The sequence below is a fragment of the Deinococcus sp. Leaf326 genome (assembly GCF_001424185.1).
Lineage (GTDB): Bacteria > Deinococcota > Deinococci > Deinococcales > Deinococcaceae > Deinococcus.
The window spans coordinates 1-16,863 of sequence record NZ_LMOM01000098.1; the positions used below are offsets into that span (position 1 = coordinate 1).

Here is a 16,863-nt window from a genome sequence, read left to right on the forward strand (position 1 = left end):
TTCGGGAAGTCGAAGGCGGCGATCATCAACGAGGGACAGATCAAGCTGTCGTTCGCCGATGTGGCCGGCTGCGACGAGGCCAAGCAGGACCTGCAGGAAGTCGTCGACTTCCTGCGCCAGCCCGACAAATACCACCAGCTCGGTGCCCGCATTCCCCACGGCGTCCTCCTCGTCGGTCCCCCCGGCTCCGGCAAGACCCTGCTGGCCAAAGCCGTCGCCGGCGAGGCCAAGGTCCCCTACTTCTCCATCAGCGGCTCGGACTTCGTCGAGATGTTCGTCGGTGTCGGCGCCGCCCGCGTCCGCGACCTCTTCGAACAGGCGCGCAAAAGCGCGCCCTGCATCGTCTTCATCGACGAGATCGACGCCGTCGGCCGCAAACGCGGCATGAACCTCCAGGGCGGCAACGACGAGCGCGAGCAGACCCTCAACCAGCTGCTCGTCGAGATGGACGGCTTCTCCTCGGGGCAGGAGGTCATCATCCTCGCGGCGACCAACCGGCCCGACGTGCTCGACGCCGCGCTGCTGCGCCCGGGCCGCTTCGACCGTCAGGTGGTGGTGGATGCCCCCGACGTGCGGGGGCGTGAACAGATCCTGCGGATTCACGCGCGCAAGAAGCCGCTGGACGTGACGGTAGACCTCGGGGTAGTGGCGCGCCGGACGGCGGGGATGGTGGGGGCGGACCTGGAGAACCTGCTGAACGAGGCGGCGCTGGGGGCGGCGCGGGAGGGGAGGAGTCGGATCGTCGCGCGGGACGTGGACGAGGCGCGCGACCGGGTGCTGATGGGCCCCGAGCGGCGCTCGCTGGTGGTACGGGAAGCCGACCGCAAGGTCACGGCCTACCACGAGGTCGGCCACGCTCTCGCCGCTCAACTGTTCCGAGCAGATTGCTGCCCTCGTGCGCCAGCAGCGCGCCGTGCTGGCCGCGCTGCGCGAAGGCGTGATCGCCGTGAGCTCACGACGTGGCCGGCGGCGAGACGGNCGACCGGGTGCTGATGGGCCCCGAGCGGCGCTCGCTGGTGGTACGGGAAGCCGACCGCAAGGTCACGGCCTACCACGAGGTCGGCCACGCTCTCGCCGCCCAACTGTTGCCGCATTCGGACAAGGCCCACAAACTCACGGTCGTGCCGCGCGGCCGCAGCCTCGGCTCGGCGCTGTACACCCCGGAAGACCGGATGCACCACACCCGCTCGGCGCTGCTCGACCGCATCTGCGTGGCGCTTGCGGGCCACGCCGCCGAGGAGATCGTGTACGGCGAGGTCACGACCGGCGCGGCGAACGACTTTCAGCAGGCCACGGGTATCGCGCGGCGCATGATCACCGAGTGGGGCATGTCAGGAGTCGGGCAGCTCGCGCTGGCGCAGGACAACGGCAATTATCTGGGCTTCGGGCCGCAGGCCGCGCCCTACAGCGACCACACCGCCGCGCAGATCGACGCCGAGCTCGGCCGCATCCTGAACGGCGAATACGCGCGCGCCGTCGCGCTGCTGGGCGAGCACGTGCACGTGCTTCACCGCCTCACCGACGCCCTGATCGCCCGCGAGAGCCTGAGCGGCGAGGACGTGCAACTGGCCCTGGCCGGCGGGCTGCTCGACAAGCCGAGCACCCCCGACCGCGAGGACGACGATCCACCCGCGCCGGTGGGCCTGCAACCCACCCCGGCCTAGGCCGGCTGGCCCCCACCTTCCAACTTCTGCTCAAGGCCGCTCCCACCCGCGCCGGACCCTGCCTCCCTACCCTGAGGCATGGTCCGGTTCCTGCAGGTGGTGACGACTCTGGCGCTTCTCGCGGCAGGGGGGTCGTCCGGGCAGGACGCCGCGCCCCTCCCCAGTGCGTTGCCCCGCCCCCTCACGTTGAACGTCGCGCCGACCCCCGCCGCCGCCTTTCCGGTCCCCGACCTGCGGGTCCGGGTTCACGGGGGTGCGCTGCTGGGCCGCGCCCTGGACGGCGGGATCCGGGTCTGGCAGGGCGTTCCCTACGCGGCTCCCCCGACCGGCGAGCGGCGCTGGCAGCCCCCGCAGCCGCCCGCGCCCTGGACGGGCCTGCGCGCCGCGACCGCACTGGGCGACGTGTGCCCGCAGCCCCTGTCGCAGATGCCCGGCGACGGCCGCAGTGGCGTGCGTGGCGCCGAGGACTGCCTGTTTCTCAACGTCTACGCGCCGCCCCTGCCCACCGCCGGACGGGCGACTCGCACGCCAGTCATGGTCTGGCTTCACGGTGGGTCGTTCCGCAGCGGTGCGGGCAGTGACTACGCGGCCGAAGTCCTCGCCCGCGAGCAGGGCGTGACCGTCGTGACCCTCAACTACCGCCTGGGAGCCCTGGGGTTCCTGGCGGCCCCGGCCCTGGCGGACGGAACGGGCGGCAGCGGCAACTACGGCCTGATGGACCAGCAGGAGGCCCTGCGCTGGGTACGCCGCAACATTGCCGCCTTCGGGGGCGACCCGCGCAACGTCACGGTGTTCGGCGAGTCGGCCGGGGCCATGAGCATCTGTGCGCAGCTCGCCTCACCTCTGTCGCGCGGGCTGTTCGACCGCGCAATTCTCCAGAGCGGGCCATGTACGCCGCAGGGCATCACCACCCCCCTGAGCAGCGCGCTGACCACCGGCAGTGCCTACGCCCGTGCGCTGGGCTGCGCGCCGCAGGACGCCGCCTGCCTGCGCGCCGTGCCGGCTGCCCGGTTGCTGGACGTGCCCGTGCCCGGCAGCCGGGTGCCCGGCGCGGTCGAGCTGGGCATCGTATCGGGGGACCGCGCGCTGCCCCGGCCCCCCGCCGAGGTGTTCGCGGCGGGCGCGGGCCTGCGGGTACCGGTGCTGCTGGGCACCAACCGGGACGAGGGCACGCTGTTCGTGGCCCCAGTAGCGGGCGCCGGACAGGACCTGCCGCTGTGGCAGTTCTGGGCCGTGGTGGCGCTGCTTGAGCGCTGGGACGCGCCGCGCGCCCTCGCCAGCTACCCGGCGGCCGGCGGCACGGTGGGGAACGCGGCCGCCGCCCTGGTCACCGACAGCATCTTCGCCTGCCCGACCAGCGACCTCGCCGCCGACCTCGCGCGGACAGGGCCGGTGTATACCTACGAGTTCCGCGATCCCGCGCCTCCGCTGGAGCTGTCTCCGACCGCCAGCGTGCCGCGTTACGGCGCCTCGCACGCCTCGGAGCTCGTCAGCGTGTTCGGCACGCGCCTCGCCGGGTTGGCCGATCCCGCGCAGTTCACCGCCCCGCAGGCCGAACTCGCCCGCACCCTGCGGACCTACTGGGCCAACTTCGCGCGCCGGGGCGATCCCAACGGACCGGGGCTGGCCCCCTGGGCCCCCTACGACGCCGATACGGGCCGGGTAATGGGCCTTGCCCCCGGGGCCACCGCCGAGTTCACAGGGTTTCGTCAGGACCACCGCTGCGGCCTGTGGGACCGCCTCGCCGTCCGCTGAGCGCAGACGCACACGGCGCGGCGGGTTCTTGGTGGCTCCTCTCCCCTGCCGGCTCAGGTTTTCCTCAAGGCGTGCGGACGCCGGCCGGGCCAGCGCCTCATGGCCTTACGGGGCGCGCCCGTATAGTGGGAGGGCCTCTTTTCGCCCCGCCCCCGCCCCCAAGGAGTCTGCCCCCGTTGCCTGCGCTGTCCCTCGGCCCCGTCAGCCCCCGTGACCTGCTCGATATCCTGCTGGTCACGACACTGGTGTACCAGGGCTACAAGCTGGTCGTGGGGACCCGCGCGGTGAACGTGCTGCGCGGCATCCTGATCTTTGCGGGCGTGTGGGGCGCGGCGCAGATCCTGGGCCTCGTTACCCTCAGTACCCTGCTTGGGCGTGCGGGGACCGTGGGACTCTTTGCCCTGGTCATCCTCTTTCAGCCCGAGCTGCGCGCCGCGCTGGAACGGGTGGGGCGCCCACGCGGCCGCGAGGCCCAGAGCGGAGCGGCGTTGCAGGACCTCGCCCGCGCCCTCGAACGCCTCGCCGAGCGCAAGGTGGGCGCCCTGGTCGCCATCGAGCGCAGCACGCCGCTGGGCGAATACGCCGCGACCGGCGTGCGGCTCGACGCGGTGGTCAGCGCGCCCTTCCTGGAGGCGCTGTTTGCCCGCAACGCGCCCCTGCACGACGGAGGCGTCATCCTGCAGGGCTCGCGGGTGGTGGCGGCGGGCTGCCTCTTTCCGCTGCAGCAGAGCGACGGCACATACCGCCGTTACGGCACCCGCCACCGCGCGGCTATCGGGCTGTCGGAACTGACCGACGCCGTGGTGTTGATCGCCAGTGAGGAACGCGGCAGCATCCGCATCGCACTGGGAGGGCGCCTGGGACCGGACCTCAACGGCAGTGAGCTGCGCGAGCAGCTGCGCACCCTGGTCTACGACTACGGCGGTCCGGGCTACGTGTCCAGCCCGGCGCCGGATACGGGGCGCGGCCCGTGAGCGGCCCCGGCCACCTGCCCGAGAAGGTGCGGCGCTGGCTGCGCCCGGCCTACGTCTGGCGCCGCCTGACCCACAACCTGCTGCCCAAACTCACGGCGCTGGTGGTCGCCTCGGTGCTGTGGTACGTGACGACCGGCGACCGGCGAGCCAACGTCGAGCAGGGTTTCGACGTGCCGGTGACGGTGCGCGACACCACTGGGGGCGACGAGCGCCGCGCCGTCGCCTCACTCAATCCGGACACCGTCCGCGTGACGCTCTCGGGCCGCCCGGAGCGCCTGAGCGAGCTGCGCGGCGCGAACATCGAGGCGGTCGTGGACGTAACCGGCGTCCCCGAGGGCGGCTTCAACCGCCCCGTGACGGTCACGGTGCCGGCCGACACCACCCTGACCCGCCGCAGCCCCGAGCGGGTGCAGGGCTCGGTCGAGACGCAGCTCGCGCGCACGGTCACGGTCACGGCGAGTGTCACGGCCCCCCAGGACAGCAGCCTGCCGCGCTACTCGACCTCGCCGGCCGACGTGACCCTGAGCGGCCCGAGCCGCGCCGTAGCCACCGTGACCCGGGTCGTGACCACCCCGACCGGGCTGCAACCAGGCGAGTCCCGCGAGGTGCGGCTGCTGGCCCTCGACGAGCGTGGTCTGCCGGTCGAGAGCGTGCAGACCCGGCCCACCAGCGTCACGCTGCGCCGGCAGGACCGGGGCGAGGTTCCGCTCAAGACCCTGCGGGTTACGCTGGCCGGCCCGCCCACCGGGCTACGGGTCGCCTCGGCCACCCTGGAACCGGCCAATGTGCGGGTGGTGGCCTCGCCGGCCCTGCTTGCCCGGCTGCGCGAGGTCGTGGGCCGCGTGACCTACCGCCCCGGCACCTACAGCGTCCCTGTCCAACTCGACCTTCCAGGCGGTGCCCAGGCGCTCGATACAGTCAACGTGCGGCTGGTCGTAGAAACGGCAGCGAGCAGTTCACCGTCAAACTGACAGAAGCCTTCGTCCTACAGCTGTGGGATGAATGAGAATCTGTTCAAGGAGTTTTTCAACCAAACCGAGAGCTGTCCTCAGACCTAGAAAGACTGACCTTATGGAATCAGTTCCATGACCAGTGCGGTCTGTGCAGGCTGGGGGGCGGCCTTATACTGACGATCATGTGGTCCGGAAAGGCTTGTCACTCCGCATGAACGTCGCGCTCCGGCTGCCTGCTGCCTGGCCCGCGCTGGGCGCCTGGGAAGCCCGTGTCCGGCTCATGGTCCGGCCCCGGCGCTTCGAGCACGTGCAGCGCGTCGCCACCCTGGCGCGGCAGATCGCCGTCGCCAACCACCTGAGCGCCCAGCAGATCGAGCAGGCCTACGCCGCCGGCATCCTGCACGACATCGCCCGCGACCTGCCCGACGCCGAGCTGCTGCGCCTCGCGCCGCCCGAATGCGACATCGACGCTCTGCATCCGCTGGCGCTGCACGGCCGCGCGGCCCGGACCCTCCTCGAACACTGGGGCTACCGCGACGCGGTGGTCTTGGAGGCCGTCGAGGACCATACGACCGGCCCACGCGGGGGCAACCCGGTGGCGGCGTGCGTCTATATCGCCGACGTCTCCGAACCGGGCCGGGGGGTGAATGACGATATCCGTGAGCTGGCGCTGCACGACCTGGGTGCAGCCCTGAACCGCGCGATCGTCTCGAAGGTCACCTACCTGCAGGGCCGGGGGATCACAGTGCACCCACGGACCATGACGGCCTACCAGGCGCTGGAGCCGGGAAGCAGCGCGGCGCCCACGTCCGTCGAGAATGCCCAGACGGCGTCTGGTACGACCATCCGCTTTCCGGCGCCCTCCCGGTTCTGAGGTTGCGGACGCCGCTCACCGCTTCTCGGGAAGCCCGGCGACGTTTGCCCCGGTTCCCCTGCGCTAAGGTGCCAGACCACGTTGACCCACTCTGATCCCCTGCCCCCCACCCCCCGCGCTGCTGCGCGCCGCGCCAACTCGCTGCTGCGCGCGGCGCAGGCGTTCGGGCTGAGCCTGTCGGCCCTGACCCTGGGCGGCTTCGCGCTGCTGGGCGCGCCCGGCACGGCGGCGCCCGTCACCACGTTGCCGGGCCAGGCGCCGCAGTTCACGGTCCTGCTTGCCGGACGCGACGTGATCTACTGCTACTACCGCCAGCCGTGCAGGAACCAGGATCAGCGCACCGGCCTGGTCCAGACCCCCAACACCGACACCCTGATGCTCGTCAAGGTGAGCGGAGACCGGGTGGACGTCCTGAACATTCCGCGCGATACGACGGTCGGCGAGTTCAGCTGGCGCCAGTCGGCCGCCGCCCAGAAGGTGAACAGCAAATACTGGTCTGGCGGCCCCGAGGCCCTGACCCGCGCGGTCGAGGAGATCACCGGGGAGCGGGTGGATTCCTACGTCGTCGTGCGGACCGACTATGTGGCGCGGGTCATCGACGCGCTCGGGGGTCTGGACGTGACGGTGCCCGAGCCGGGTATCGAGTGGGTGGATCAGGCGGCGGGCGTGAATCTCAAGCTCACGCCGGGCAACCACCACCTCGGAGGCGACCAAGCGGTGCTATTCCTGCGGGTACGCAAGGGCTTCGGGGACGACTACGGCCGCATCGACCATCAGAAGCAGGCCCTGACCCAGCTCGCCGCCCGCCTCAAGTCGCCCCAGGGCCTCGTCGCGCTGCCGACCATCCTGGGCGGGGTGGGCAACGGCGTCGAGACCAACGTGGACCCGAACCTGCTGCCCTCGCTGCTGCCGCACCTGTCGGCCATGCGGCTGCGCTTCGCCACGCTGCCCACCGACACCATCCGGGGCAGCTTCAATCTCGCGCCCGACCGCGAGCGGCTGGCCCAGGTGTGGGGCGCGGCTCCAGTCCGTACCGGGCAGGACGTGGCGGGCACGGCCCGTCCGGCGCCCGTCCGGGTTACTATTCAGGATGCCAGCGGCGCCGACCTCGGCGAAGCACTGGCCCGCGCCCTGAAGGTGCTGGGCTACGCACAGGTGCAGGTGCAGCGTGCGCCGGCCAGCAGCGTGAGCAGTCAGGTGTTTACCCAGCAGGACGTGGGGGCCGCCGAGACCCTCGCCGACCTGCTGGGCCTGCCGCGTCTCCAGGGCGAGCGCTTTCCCGTCGCGCCCGGCGAAGTGGGCATCTTGCTGGGCGCCGACGCCGCGCAGCAGCTCGCCGGTCTGCGTGCCTATCAGACCCCAACCACCCCGACCCCCGTCCCCATCCAGACCCCCACGCCGGAGACCCCATGACCACAGATTCCCAGACCCGACAGCAACTGCGCGCCATTGTGGACGCCGCGCGCGAGCGCCGCGCCGAAGACGTGACCGTCCTCGACCTGACGGGCGTAAGCAGCACCCTCGACTACTTCATCATCTGCACCGCCACGGCCGGACTACAGCTCAGCGCCGTGCAGGAAAACGTCCGCCAGAAGGCGCAGGAGGCCGGTCTGCCGCGCCCCAGCGTCGAAGGCCCCAGCGAACGCTGGCTGCTGATGGCCTTCGGCGGCAGCATCGTCGTGCACATCATGACCAAGGATGCCCGCGAGTACTACGACCTCGAAGGCCTGTGGAGCGACGCCGGGCGCATTGAGTTCCCTGAAGCGCCACGCGCAGAGTAAGACTCGGCGTAACCGCGGAGGTGGCGGGCGTTCCCTGACGGGGAGCGGCTCGCCACCTCCTTTTGGTAGCGGGCGCGCAAAGGTGGCGCGGGGGGCTGACACCCGGCTGACAGCGCGGGTCAGAATGAGGGCAATGAGCCATGTGGTCGTGATCGAGGATGAGGGCACCGTCCGGGATGTGCTGCGCTTTCATCTGGAGCGGGCCGGGCTGCGCGTCTCGGCCTTCGGAAGTACCCGTGAGGCCCAGGACGCGCTGACCGCAGCCGACGTGTTGGTGCTCGACTGGATGCTGCCCGGAGAGAGCGGCCTGGGCTTCCTGCGCCGGCTGCGCGCCGACCAGGAACTGCGCCGGCTGCCGGTGCTCATGCTCACCGCCCGCGCCGCCGAAGCCGAGCGGGTCGAAGGCCTGGAGACGGGCGCCGACGACTACCTGACCAAGCCCTTCTCAGCCGCCGAGCTCGTGGCCCGCGTGCGCGCCCTGCTGCGCCGCTCGCAGCCCGACGCCCCGCAGCACCTGGGCAACGGGCCCCTGAACATCGACCTCGCGGCGGCCGAGGCGCGCATGGACGGGCGTCGCCTGAACCTCACGCGGCGCGAGTTCGACCTGCTGGCCTTCCTGACCCAGCACGCCGGGCGGGTGTACTCGCGCACCGAACTGCTCGACCGGGTCTGGGGCGCGGATTTCCTGGGCGGCGAGCGCACGGTGGACCAGCACGTCACGCAGCTTCGGGCGCACCTGGGCGACGATCCGGGCCAGCCCGACTTTCTGGAGACGGTGCGCGGCAAGGGCTACCGCATGCGCCCCCGCACGGCCGAGCGCGCCGAATCCGGGCGCACCCTGCCCGACCGGGCTGAGTCGGCATGACCGCCCAGCCGAACGTCCCGCTGCCCCCTGCCTCCGCGCCGGGCGCCTGGATGGACGCGCTGCCCCAGGCAGTGCTGCTCACCGAGCGCGGCCTAGTCACGCGCCTGAACGCCGCCGCCGTGCGGCTGTGGGGCGTACCCCAGGAGCGCGCCGCCGGGCGTCCGGTGCTGGAGGTCGTGCGCCGTCACACCCTGGAAACGCTGCTGGAGCGCGGCGGCGAGCTCGAGCTGGAAGCGGGCGGGCGCACCCTGCGCTGCACTGCCACCCGCGACAGAGACGGCTCGGCCCTCATCGTCGAGGACGTCACCGAGCACCGCCGCCGCGAGGCGGAGCTTAGAGAGGCGACGGCCGTCCTGTCGCACGAGTTCCGCACGCCCGTCGCCGCGCTGCGCGGGGTGCTCGAAGCCCTGGAATACGACATGCCCACCGACCTCGCGCAGAACTTCGTGCGGCAGGGGCTTCAGGAGACCGAGCGGCTCGCCCGGCTGGTCGAGGACCTCGCGGTGGGATTCCGGCCCACCCGCGCGCGCACCCTAGCCCTCGCCGAGGCCTTTGCGCGCGCCGAGCGGCTGCTGGGCAGCGAACTCTCGGCGCGGCAGGCCAGCCTGAGCTTCGGGCAGGACTACCTCGTGCGGGCGGACCCCGACAAGCTGCTGCAGGTGCTGCTCAATCTCGTCGAGAACGCCCTGAAGTACGGTCCGGCCGGGCAGCCGGTGGGGGTCGTGACCACCCTGCGCGGCACCTGGGTCGAGGTCTGCGTGCTCGACCGGGGCGCGCCGCTGACCGACACGGACAACCTGTTCCGGGCACACACGCGTGGGCGCGCAGCCACCGGCCAGGGCAGCGGTATGGGGCTGTATATCGTGCGCAGCATCGTGCAGGGCTGGGGCGGCCAGGTCTGGGTCGAGCGCCAGGGCGAGCACAACGCCTTCTGCTTTACGCTGCCGGGCGTGGCGGGCATCGGTGAGCCGCGCTGAGCTATCTCCTCTACCCCCACCGCGTCCTGACCGCAGCCTGACCATTCCCTGACCTGCCGAGTGCTACGGTGCCCCGAGGTTACAAGCATGCGTGAGACCCTGGAAAATGACCTGAGAGCCGTCCTGAACGGCGCCCTGAATATGCTCGGCACCGTCGAGCAGATGCTGCCGGTGGCGGCCGACGTGCTGCTGCGCGAACAGGCCGACCGCCTGGACGAGATCCGCTCGCTTGACCGCGAGGTCGACGCCCAGGAAGCCGCGCTGGAGGCCGAGTGCCTGCGCATCATCGCGCTGCACCAGCCGGTGGCGCGCGACCTGCGGCTCGTGGCCCTGATTCTCAAGAGCCTGTCGGACATCGAGCGCATGGGCGACTACGCCGTGCATGTGGCCGAGGACGGCGCCGAGCTGGCCCAGGCCCCGGCCCTCAAGCGTTACGTCAACTTGGGGCGGATGCTCGAACGCCTGGGCGAGATGAGCCAGAACCTGCGCACGGCCCTGGCCGACCGCGACGTGACCCGCGCCGAGCAGACCACCGTGATGGACGACGAGGTCGACGAGCTGTACGAGCAGATCCAGCGTGAACTCGTGACCTACATGCTCGAGGACCCGCGCAACATCTCCAAGGCGCTGACGCTGATGCGGGTGGGCCGCAGCCTGGAGCGCATCGGCGACCACATGGAAAACGTCTCCGAGCGCGTGCGCTACTGGGTCACGGGCGCGCGCGACTGAGCGCGGCGGGCCGGCTCTGGGCTGGTCCCCTGACCCTTCCCTGGACCCTGCGGGCTATCCTGGCGTCATGAACCTCGTCGGTCAACTGGCCCCCGACTTCACCCTGCCCGCCTCGACGGGGCAGACCATCACCCTGAGCAGCTACCGGGGGCACAGCGCGGTCGTGCTGGTGTTCTATCCGCTCGATTTCAGTCCGGTGTGCAGCATGCAGCTTCCCGAGTATTCGGGGCGCCAGGACGACTTCGCCGAGGCGGGGGCGACGGTGCTGGGCATCAACCGTGACAGCGTTCACGCGCACAAGGCCTGGGCCGCCGAGTACGGCATCGACGTGCCGCTGCTGGCCGACATGCGCCTGGACGTGGCGCGGCTCTACGGGGTCGCCATCGACGACCGCGGGATCAGTGGGCGCGCCGTATTCCTGATCGACAAGGGCGGCGTCGTCCGCTACGAACACGTCGAGGAGAAGACCAGCGACTACACCGTGCGCCCCGAAGCGGTCCTGGCACAGCTGCGGGCGCTGTAGGGTTCCTCTCAGGCCTCGCCGGCCCGGCGCACGAGCCGGCGCCCGGGCCACAGGTAGTACAGCTCGGTCAGCAGGAATACGGCGGCCCCCAGCCCGAACACACCCGCCTGGGAACCGAGCTGCCACGCCGCACCCCCCAGCAGCGGCCCCGCCGCGTAGCCCAGCGACTCGACCGCCATGACGGTTCCCCAGGCGGCGGCGCGGTGCTGCGGCGGCAGGGTGCGCGCCACCAGCCCGTTCCAGCCCGCCATGAAGGCCCCGTAGCCCACCCCCAGCAGCGGCGCGATGATCCATAGCCGCGCCCGGACCTCCTGGGGAGCAGACACGGCGACGAGGGCGAAGACGGCCGCGAGCAGCAGCAGCCCCGGCGTCAGCGCGCGCCGGGGATGAACCTGGTCGGCGAGGCGGCCCAGCACCCCCAGGCTCAGGGCGAAGGCCGCCGCTCCGATCAGTCCCGGCAACGCGAGGTCCCGCAGGCCCAGCCCCAGGTGCGCGAGCAGCGGATACAGCAGCGTGACGAGCAGCCCCGGCGCCAGCGTCTGCGCGAAGGCGGCGGGCAGCAGCACCGCGACCCGGCCCCACTCGCCGGGCAGCCGGAGGCGGGGCGCGGCCGGGGTCGGCCGCTCCGCAGCCGGGAGCGGACCTTCAGGCACGGGCAGGCGCAGGCGCCACAGGCCCAGGGCCAGCAGCAGGGCGAGCCCCTGCGCGCCCAGCAGCAGGGCCCAGCCCCCGCGGGAGCTGCCCTGCAACAGTGGCCCGACCAGCAGGACCCCCGCCAAGATGGCCGGCGCCACGCTGAGGTTACTGACCGCTAGCGCCCGCGCGGTGCGCCCCGGCCGGGCCAGGGCCTGCGAGACGCTCATCAGGCCGGGCCACAGCGTGCCGAACGCCAGACCCCACAGCGCACAGGCCAGCACTCCCCACCAGGCCGAGGGCCACAGCCGCGTCCCCAGCACCGTCAGCAGGCCCAGAAACGCGCCGAGCACGAGCACCCGGCCCAGCCCCCAGCGTTCGGAGACGAGGCCCATCGGTCCCTTGCCGACCGCGTCGGTGAGGTAATGCGCCCCGACCATCGCCCCGATCACGGCCGGCCCCAGCCCCAGCCCCGGCCCCAGCAGCGGCAGCGCCGCCACAAAAAAACCGGTGCGGACCAGCTCCGAGGCCAGCAGCAGCGCCAGAAGCTGGAGCATGGTCAGGGGACGGGTCCACAGCACCCGCCGAGTCTACCGGGCCGGGGCGGGTCCTCAGCCCTGCTTGCGGGTCGCGGGGGGCTCTTCCGGGCGGCCCCCGTCCGCGCGGCGCATGGCGGCCCAGTCCTCGTAGGCCAGGGCGGGCAACAGGGCGAAACTCCCGGCGAACAGCGTGGCGACCGCGCCCGGTACGCGCACGGCCGTCTTACCCTCCAGGACGAGGTACAGCGCACCCAGGGTACTCAGCGCCCCGATATCGGCGAACATCACGCGGGCGAAAGAACTGCGGCGCAGCGTGTCACGCATGCCGAATTCGCCCTCGCGGCGGCGGCCGAGGACGGCAGTCAGGACGAGCATCGCCAGAAGGGACAGCAGCAGCCGCAACCGTTCGGGACTGGGGCGGCGGTAGGCGTCGAGGGGAGGCATGGGTCAGCTTAGGGGGCCGGGCGCACGCTGTGAGGTGCAGCGCGTACAGACTGCGCAAACGAGAGGTGCCCGGCGAAGTCTCCCCCGCCGGGCACCTCTGGACTGGCCGTGCTCAGAGATCCAGACGAATCAGGAACCGGCCGCAGGACGGGCACTTCACCGGGGGCAGCTTGCCCTGGGCAGCCTTCTGCTGAATGTTGACCGGCAGCATCACGTTGCAGGCCGAGCAGCGCCCGCCCTTGACCTCCGAGACGCCCACGCCCTTCTTGGCCCTGCGGATCATGTCGTATTCGCGCACGGTGCGGGCGTCGAGACCGCCGACCAGCTCGGCACGCTCCTGGCGGGTACCCTCGCCCTGGGCGCGCAGGTCCTCGACACGCTGCTCATCGGCAGTTTCCAGGCTGCTCAGGCTGGGACGCAGGGCGCGGTGCTCGGCGCGCAGGCTGGTGGCCCGGTCTCCGAGTTCCTGCTGGCGTCCGCGCAGCGGCGCGAGGTCTTCCTCCATCTCCTCGGCGCGCTCCTGAAGCATCTGGATGCGGCTGCCGTACTGGCTCTGGGCGCGGGCGTCGAAGGCGTTCTTGTCCTGCTCCTCCTGGGCGCGCTTGATCTGCTCGCGGGTGCCAGCGAGATCCTGCTCCTGGGCGCGGAGTTTTTTCTCGACACCCTCCAGTGAGATTTCGGTGTCTTCCAGTTCGTTGTTCAGGCGGTCCTGCTCGGCGCGGGCGGCGCGCAGGTCCGCCGGAATGTTGCCTTCCTCGTCTCGCAGGCGGTCAAGGTTCAGGTCGAGTTCCTGAACACGGTGCAGACGTTGAAGGGGTCCGGTCTCGCTCATCACCTGGCAGTCTAACGCGCTCCGGCCTCGGCGGGGCCGCGCGGCGCACGCATGGCCGGACGGTAAAGCCCCAGATAGATCGCCACGAGGCTCAGGGCGTACATCGCCAGGGTCCAGGCGAACAGGGCGTTAAAGGCCGTCCCGAAGGGCAGCGCGCCGCGCACCACACCCGAGAGCAGGCTGCTGACCGCCCAGCCGGTATCCCAGGCCAGGGTGTTGACGGCCGAGTACATCGGCCGGTCCTCCTCGGGCAGCGCCGACATGGCGTAGGCGCTGTACACCGGTCCCGCCGCGTTCATCAGCGCGCCGCGCGTGAACAGCGCCGCTGTGACCATCCATAGTGAGGGCGCGAACCCCAGCATCGCCAGGAAGGGCAGACTGCTCGCCTGCACCAGCAACACGGCCTGGAGCGGCCCCAGTCGCCGCACGAGGAGGGGTTGCAGCAGGGCCGTGGCCGCCGTCGCCAGACTGGCCCAGGCGAACAGCGTGCCCAGCCCCGAGTAGCTGATGCCGAACTTGCCCTCAATGTAGATGTTCAGGAAGGGAATGGTGGCGCCGGCTCCCAGCCCCACGAGCACGTTCGGCGCCACCAGCCGGGCCATCGTGCCCTTGTCGCGCACCGCCAGCGAGCGCCCCGGCGGGCGGGGGGCCCCCGTGGGTTTCAGGGCCAGAACGGGCAGCAGCCCGGCGAGCTGCAGGGCGGAAGCGACCAGCAGGGCGGCGCGCAGAGCGCCCAGACCGTCCGGCGCCGTGTCGGTCGCGGCGGCGTACAGCTCGGGCACGCGGCCCCCCAGCAGGTTGCCCACGAAACCCGCGCCGGTCATCAGGGCGCTCTGCACGCTGAACAGGGTCATGCGCGAGCGTTCGTCGCTGTTGTTCGCCATGAAGGGGCCGCCCGCGACCACGCTCAGGGCCGCGCCCGCCCCCTGCACGATCGCCCCGACGATGGCGAGGCCCGCTCCCCCCGCCAGGGCCAGCAGCACCAGCCCGACGAGGCTCAGCAGCGCCCCGAGCTTGAGGGTATGCGCGTTGCTGATGCGCCGGGCCAGCGCCACTGCCGGCAGGCTCAGGGCCGCCAGGGTCAGGGCGGGCAGCGCGTTGATGAGGCCTTGCCACTCGGCCCCCAGTCCCAGCGACCGCAGGTAGAAGTTGAGAAACAGCGCCGTGAACGCCTGCGCCAGCCCGAAGCTGAACGCCGACGTAAGGTACAGCCAGAGCTGGCGTGAGAACCGCCAGGTCATGCGGGCCGCGCCGGGGCAGGCAGCCCCACCCCGATCTGCGGGCAGTAAGGCAGCAGGGCGCACTCGCCGCACAGCGGCCGGCGCGCGGCGCACACCCGGCGCCCGTGCAGGATCAGCGCGTGGTGCAAGAAGACCCAGCGCTCTTTCGGAAAGAGCCGCTCCAGGTCGGCCTCCACCCGGTCGGGATTGGTCTGGGCGCTCAGGCCCAGGCGCCGGGCGAGGCGGCCCACGTGGGTATCCACGGCGATCGCCGGATAACCGTAGGCGTTGCTGAGGACCACGTTGGCGGTCTTGCGCCCCGCGCCGGGCAGGGCGACCACCGCCGCGAAGTCGTTCGGCACCTCGCCGCCGTGCCGCTCGACGAGTAGCCGGGCCAGGGCGGCGAGGTGGCGTGCCTTGCCCCGGTACAGCCCGATCCGCCGGATATAGAGCTCGATGTCCTCCGGGGTGGCCGTGCTCAGGGCGTGGGCGTCGGGGTAGCGGCCAAAGAGGGCGGGGGTGGCGGCATTCACGCTCACGTCGGTCGCCTGAGCACTCAGGACCGTGGCGACGAGAAGCTCGAAGGGCGTGCGGTACTCCAGTTCGGTGCGGGCGTCCGGGTAGAGCGTTTCCAGGGCCGCGAGCACCTGGGGAGCGCGGGCCTTCGCGCCGGTGGGCAGGCGCGGCGCGGCAGTCTTGCGGGTCACGCCCCGCAGCCTAGAGCATCGGCCAAATGCCCGCTCCGGCGCTGTCCCGGCCTCACGGACCCCGCGCGCCCCGGAACCCCCCGCCCCCCGGCCCCGTACCTGGGAGCATGAGAGTCGTCTCGCTGATCTTCGGTATCCTGGCTGCCCTGGGCCTCGTCCTGGGCTTCTTGCCCCTGTTCGGATGGCTGAACTGGATCGTGGTACTGCCGCCCGCCCTGCTGGGACTGGTCTTCGGCGCCCTGAGCCGCGACCGCGGCGCCACCACCCTGAGCGCCGTCGTGACGGGCATCGCCCTGCTGCGGCTGTTCCTGGGCGGCGGGATCATCTGAGGGCGGACGGCGCGGGGCCGACTTGCGCGCCCGGCCCAGGTGCGCTACTCTGCTCAGGCCTGCGCAGCAGCCGGGCGAACGCGGGTTCTTAGCTCAGTTGGTAGAGCGGCGGTCTCCAAAACCGTAGGTCGAGGGTTCAAGTCCTTCAGGGCCCGCCAGAAATTTCCCCCACTTCACGGTGGGGGATTTCTTTTTGGGCCGGCACGCCCTGAGCTTCAGGTGACCGGCTCGGTCGACTCGCGCAACCAGCTCTGGAATTCGGGCAGGGCGCGGTCGAAGGGCAGCGCCACGATCTCGGGCACCTCGTAGGGATGCAGCGAGCGCACGCGGGCCTCCAGGGCCGGGTACTGCTCGCCGGTCGTCTTGATGAGCAGCAGGGTCTCGGGGTCCTCGGCGACCTCACCTTCCCAGCGGTAGATGCTCTGCACGCCGGGCAGCACGTTGACGCAGCCGGCCAGGCGCTCGCTGACCAGGGTACGTGCCAGCTCGTGCGCGCGCTCGGGCGGAACCGTGACCAGAACGACCAGTGACATGACGCCACAATAGCGGGCCAGCCCGGCGGCTCGCCCTGAGCCGGCCTTAGCGTTGCCTGTGGGACGCGCCGGCCAGAGGGTGACTCAGGGCAGGCGCACGAGTTCGCAGTTCTCGCCCCGGCCCGGCGTCCTGGCGGCGTCGGGCGCGATCAATACCGTCTCGGTCTTGCCCACGAACCCCTGACAGCGCGCGAGTTCCTGCAGGTAGGCCGGGTCGGCCGCCGAACGCTCGGCGGCCTGCAACACCGCCACGTCGCGCTCCAGGGCGGCGACGCGCACGCGGGTCTCGCGCGTCTCCCGGGTCCAGGTGACGCTGCGGTAGGCGGTGTTGCCGAGCTGAAAGGCGAGCTGCACAATCCCCAGACCCAACAGGAGACTCGCGGCGATCAAGGTGACGGGCAGGCGCTGCCACGCGCGCCAGCGGCCCCGCCAGCTGCCCCTGACGGCGACGGGACGGCCCGGAGACAGCGGTGAGGACGGGGGCGCGCGGTGGTCTTCCATTCGTTTCAGAAGATACGCCGCCCCTACACT

At 71.6% G+C, this 16,863-nt stretch carries 19 protein-coding genes, 1 tRNA gene and 1 pseudogene; 14 read left to right on the forward strand and 7 right to left on the reverse strand.

What is annotated here, in order from left to right; genetic code table 11:
• The 12 genes and pseudogenes from ASF71_RS21515 to ASF71_RS21570 form a co-directional block, all read left to right on the forward strand.
• Window positions 1-978, forward strand: a 978-nt coding sequence (locus ASF71_RS21515) for an ATP-dependent metallopeptidase FtsH/Yme1/Tma family protein (protein ID WP_235514686.1), incomplete at both ends; no start/stop codon positions are given.
• A 1-nt stretch (window position 979) separates the two neighbouring features.
• Window positions 980-1,664 (forward strand): annotated as a pseudogene (locus ASF71_RS21520) (cell division protein FtsH); the annotation flags it as partial.
• Window positions 1,665-1,742: 78 nt separating this feature from the next.
• A complete protein-coding gene (locus tag ASF71_RS21525) occupies window positions 1,743-3,419 on the forward strand; it encodes a carboxylesterase/lipase family protein (protein ID WP_056303971.1) in 1,677 nt (558 codons plus the stop codon).
• A gap of 176 nt (window positions 3,420-3,595) precedes the next feature.
• A complete protein-coding gene (gene cdaA / locus ASF71_RS21530) occupies window positions 3,596-4,393 on the forward strand; it encodes a diadenylate cyclase CdaA (RefSeq protein WP_056303974.1) in 798 nt (265 codons plus the stop codon).
• Complete coding sequence (locus ASF71_RS21535; protein ID WP_056303976.1) at window positions 4,390-5,364, forward strand: YbbR-like domain-containing protein; 975 nt, start codon at window positions 4,390-4,392, stop codon at window positions 5,362-5,364. Before cdaA ends, ASF71_RS21535 begins: the two co-directional genes overlap by 4 nt.
• Before the next feature lie 193 nt (window positions 5,365-5,557).
• Window positions 5,558-6,220: a bis(5'-nucleosyl)-tetraphosphatase (symmetrical) YqeK gene (gene yqeK, locus ASF71_RS21540; protein WP_056303978.1), complete on the forward strand. Its 663-nt coding sequence runs from the start codon at window positions 5,558-5,560 to the stop codon at window positions 6,218-6,220.
• A gap of 81 nt (window positions 6,221-6,301) precedes the next feature.
• Window positions 6,302-7,633 (forward strand): LCP family protein, encoded by a 1,332-nt coding sequence (locus ASF71_RS21545; protein ID WP_056303980.1) that lies wholly within the window; start codon window positions 6,302-6,304, stop codon window positions 7,631-7,633.
• The gene (gene rsfS, locus ASF71_RS21550) at window positions 7,630-8,001 is read left to right on the forward strand and encodes a ribosome silencing factor (protein ID WP_056303982.1); all 372 of its coding nucleotides are present in this window, start codon (window positions 7,630-7,632) and stop codon (window positions 7,999-8,001) included. The genes ASF71_RS21545 and rsfS overlap by 4 nt, the downstream gene beginning before the upstream one ends.
• Window positions 8,002-8,134: 133 nt before the next feature.
• A complete protein-coding gene (locus ASF71_RS21555; RefSeq protein ID WP_056303984.1) occupies window positions 8,135-8,866 on the forward strand; it encodes a winged helix-turn-helix domain-containing protein in 732 nt (243 codons plus the stop codon).
• Window positions 8,863-9,843, forward strand: a complete 981-nt coding sequence (locus ASF71_RS21560) for a cell wall metabolism sensor histidine kinase WalK (protein WP_056303987.1) — start codon at window positions 8,863-8,865, stop codon at window positions 9,841-9,843. Before ASF71_RS21555 ends, ASF71_RS21560 begins: the two co-directional genes overlap by 4 nt.
• Window positions 9,844-9,930: 87 nt before the next feature.
• Window positions 9,931-10,572, forward strand: coding sequence for a phosphate signaling complex protein PhoU (gene phoU, locus ASF71_RS21565; RefSeq protein ID WP_056303989.1), 642 nt, complete (start codon window positions 9,931-9,933; stop codon window positions 10,570-10,572).
• A 67-nt stretch (window positions 10,573-10,639) separates the two neighbouring features.
• Window positions 10,640-11,095, forward strand: coding sequence for a peroxiredoxin (locus ASF71_RS21570; protein ID WP_056303990.1), 456 nt, complete (start codon window positions 10,640-10,642; stop codon window positions 11,093-11,095).
• A gap of 8 nt (window positions 11,096-11,103) precedes the next feature.
• On the opposite strand, the gene ASF71_RS21575 is transcribed toward ASF71_RS21570, so the two are convergent.
• The 5 genes from ASF71_RS21575 to nth form a co-directional block, all read right to left on the reverse strand.
• Window positions 11,104-12,309, reverse strand: a complete 1,206-nt coding sequence (locus ASF71_RS21575; protein ID WP_056303993.1) for an MFS transporter — start codon at window positions 12,307-12,309, stop codon at window positions 11,104-11,106.
• Window positions 12,310-12,339: 30 nt separating this feature from the next.
• Window positions 12,340-12,711 carry a hypothetical protein gene (locus tag ASF71_RS21580; RefSeq protein WP_056303995.1) on the reverse strand — a complete coding sequence of 124 codons (372 nt, stop codon included), beginning with the start codon at window positions 12,709-12,711 and terminating at the stop codon, window positions 12,340-12,342.
• 112 nt (window positions 12,712-12,823) lie between these two features.
• Window positions 12,824-13,543, reverse strand: coding sequence for a zinc ribbon domain-containing protein (locus tag ASF71_RS21585; protein ID WP_056303996.1), 720 nt, complete (start codon window positions 13,541-13,543; stop codon window positions 12,824-12,826).
• An 11-nt stretch (window positions 13,544-13,554) separates the two neighbouring features.
• Complete coding sequence (locus tag ASF71_RS21590; protein ID WP_056303998.1) at window positions 13,555-14,784, reverse strand: MFS transporter; 1,230 nt, start codon at window positions 14,782-14,784, stop codon at window positions 13,555-13,557.
• Window positions 14,781-15,470 (reverse strand): endonuclease III, encoded by a 690-nt coding sequence (nth, locus tag ASF71_RS21595; protein WP_056304000.1) that lies wholly within the window; start codon window positions 15,468-15,470, stop codon window positions 14,781-14,783. Before nth ends, ASF71_RS21590 begins: the two co-directional genes overlap by 4 nt.
• Before the next feature lie 107 nt (window positions 15,471-15,577).
• On the opposite strand from nth, the gene ASF71_RS21600 reads away from it, so the two are divergent.
• The gene (locus ASF71_RS21600; protein WP_056304001.1) at window positions 15,578-15,799 is read left to right on the forward strand and encodes a hypothetical protein; all 222 of its coding nucleotides are present in this window, start codon (window positions 15,578-15,580) and stop codon (window positions 15,797-15,799) included.
• An 82-nt stretch (window positions 15,800-15,881) separates the two neighbouring features.
• A tRNA-Trp gene (locus ASF71_RS21605) sits at window positions 15,882-15,957 on the forward strand.
• Between the two features lie 57 nt (window positions 15,958-16,014).
• On the opposite strand, the gene cutA is transcribed toward ASF71_RS21605, so the two are convergent.
• Window positions 16,015-16,332, reverse strand: coding sequence for a divalent-cation tolerance protein CutA (gene cutA, locus ASF71_RS21610; RefSeq protein WP_056304003.1), 318 nt, complete (start codon window positions 16,330-16,332; stop codon window positions 16,015-16,017).
• 84 nt (window positions 16,333-16,416) lie between these two features.
• Window positions 16,417-16,833, reverse strand: a complete 417-nt coding sequence (locus tag ASF71_RS21615; RefSeq protein ID WP_235514687.1) for a cell division protein FtsB — start codon at window positions 16,831-16,833, stop codon at window positions 16,417-16,419.
• Window positions 16,834-16,863 lie beyond the last annotated feature (30 nt).

Bases quoted from the DNA above. Each gene is read 5' to 3' on its own strand.
- cutA (WP_056304003.1), bottom strand. From the start codon at position 16,332: ATGTCACTGGTCGTTCTGGTCACGGTTCCGCCCGAGCGCGCGCACGAG.
- ASF71_RS21600 (WP_056304001.1), top strand. From the start codon at position 15,578: ATGAGAGTCGTCTCGCTGATCTTCGGTATCCTGGCTGCCCTGGGCCTC.
- phoU (WP_056303989.1), top strand. From the start codon at position 9,931: ATGCGTGAGACCCTGGAAAATGACCTGAGAGCCGTCCTGAACGGCGCC.
- ASF71_RS21615 (WP_235514687.1), bottom strand. From the start codon at position 16,833: ATGGAAGACCACCGCGCGCCCCCGTCCTCACCGCTGTCTCCGGGCCGT.
- ASF71_RS21560 (WP_056303987.1), top strand. From the start codon at position 8,863: ATGACCGCCCAGCCGAACGTCCCGCTGCCCCCTGCCTCCGCGCCGGGC.
- rsfS (WP_056303982.1), top strand. From the start codon at position 7,630: ATGACCACAGATTCCCAGACCCGACAGCAACTGCGCGCCATTGTGGAC.
- ASF71_RS21580 (WP_056303995.1), bottom strand. From the start codon at position 12,711: ATGCCTCCCCTCGACGCCTACCGCCGCCCCAGTCCCGAACGGTTGCGG.
- ASF71_RS21590 (WP_056303998.1), bottom strand. From the start codon at position 14,784: ATGACCTGGCGGTTCTCACGCCAGCTCTGGCTGTACCTTACGTCGGCG.
- ASF71_RS21525 (WP_056303971.1), top strand. From the start codon at position 1,743: ATGGTCCGGTTCCTGCAGGTGGTGACGACTCTGGCGCTTCTCGCGGCA.
- yqeK (WP_056303978.1), top strand. From the start codon at position 5,558: ATGAACGTCGCGCTCCGGCTGCCTGCTGCCTGGCCCGCGCTGGGCGCC.
- ASF71_RS21570 (WP_056303990.1), top strand. From the start codon at position 10,640: ATGAACCTCGTCGGTCAACTGGCCCCCGACTTCACCCTGCCCGCCTCG.
- ASF71_RS21555 (WP_056303984.1), top strand. From the start codon at position 8,135: ATGAGCCATGTGGTCGTGATCGAGGATGAGGGCACCGTCCGGGATGTG.
- ASF71_RS21585 (WP_056303996.1), bottom strand. From the start codon at position 13,543: ATGAGCGAGACCGGACCCCTTCAACGTCTGCACCGTGTTCAGGAACTC.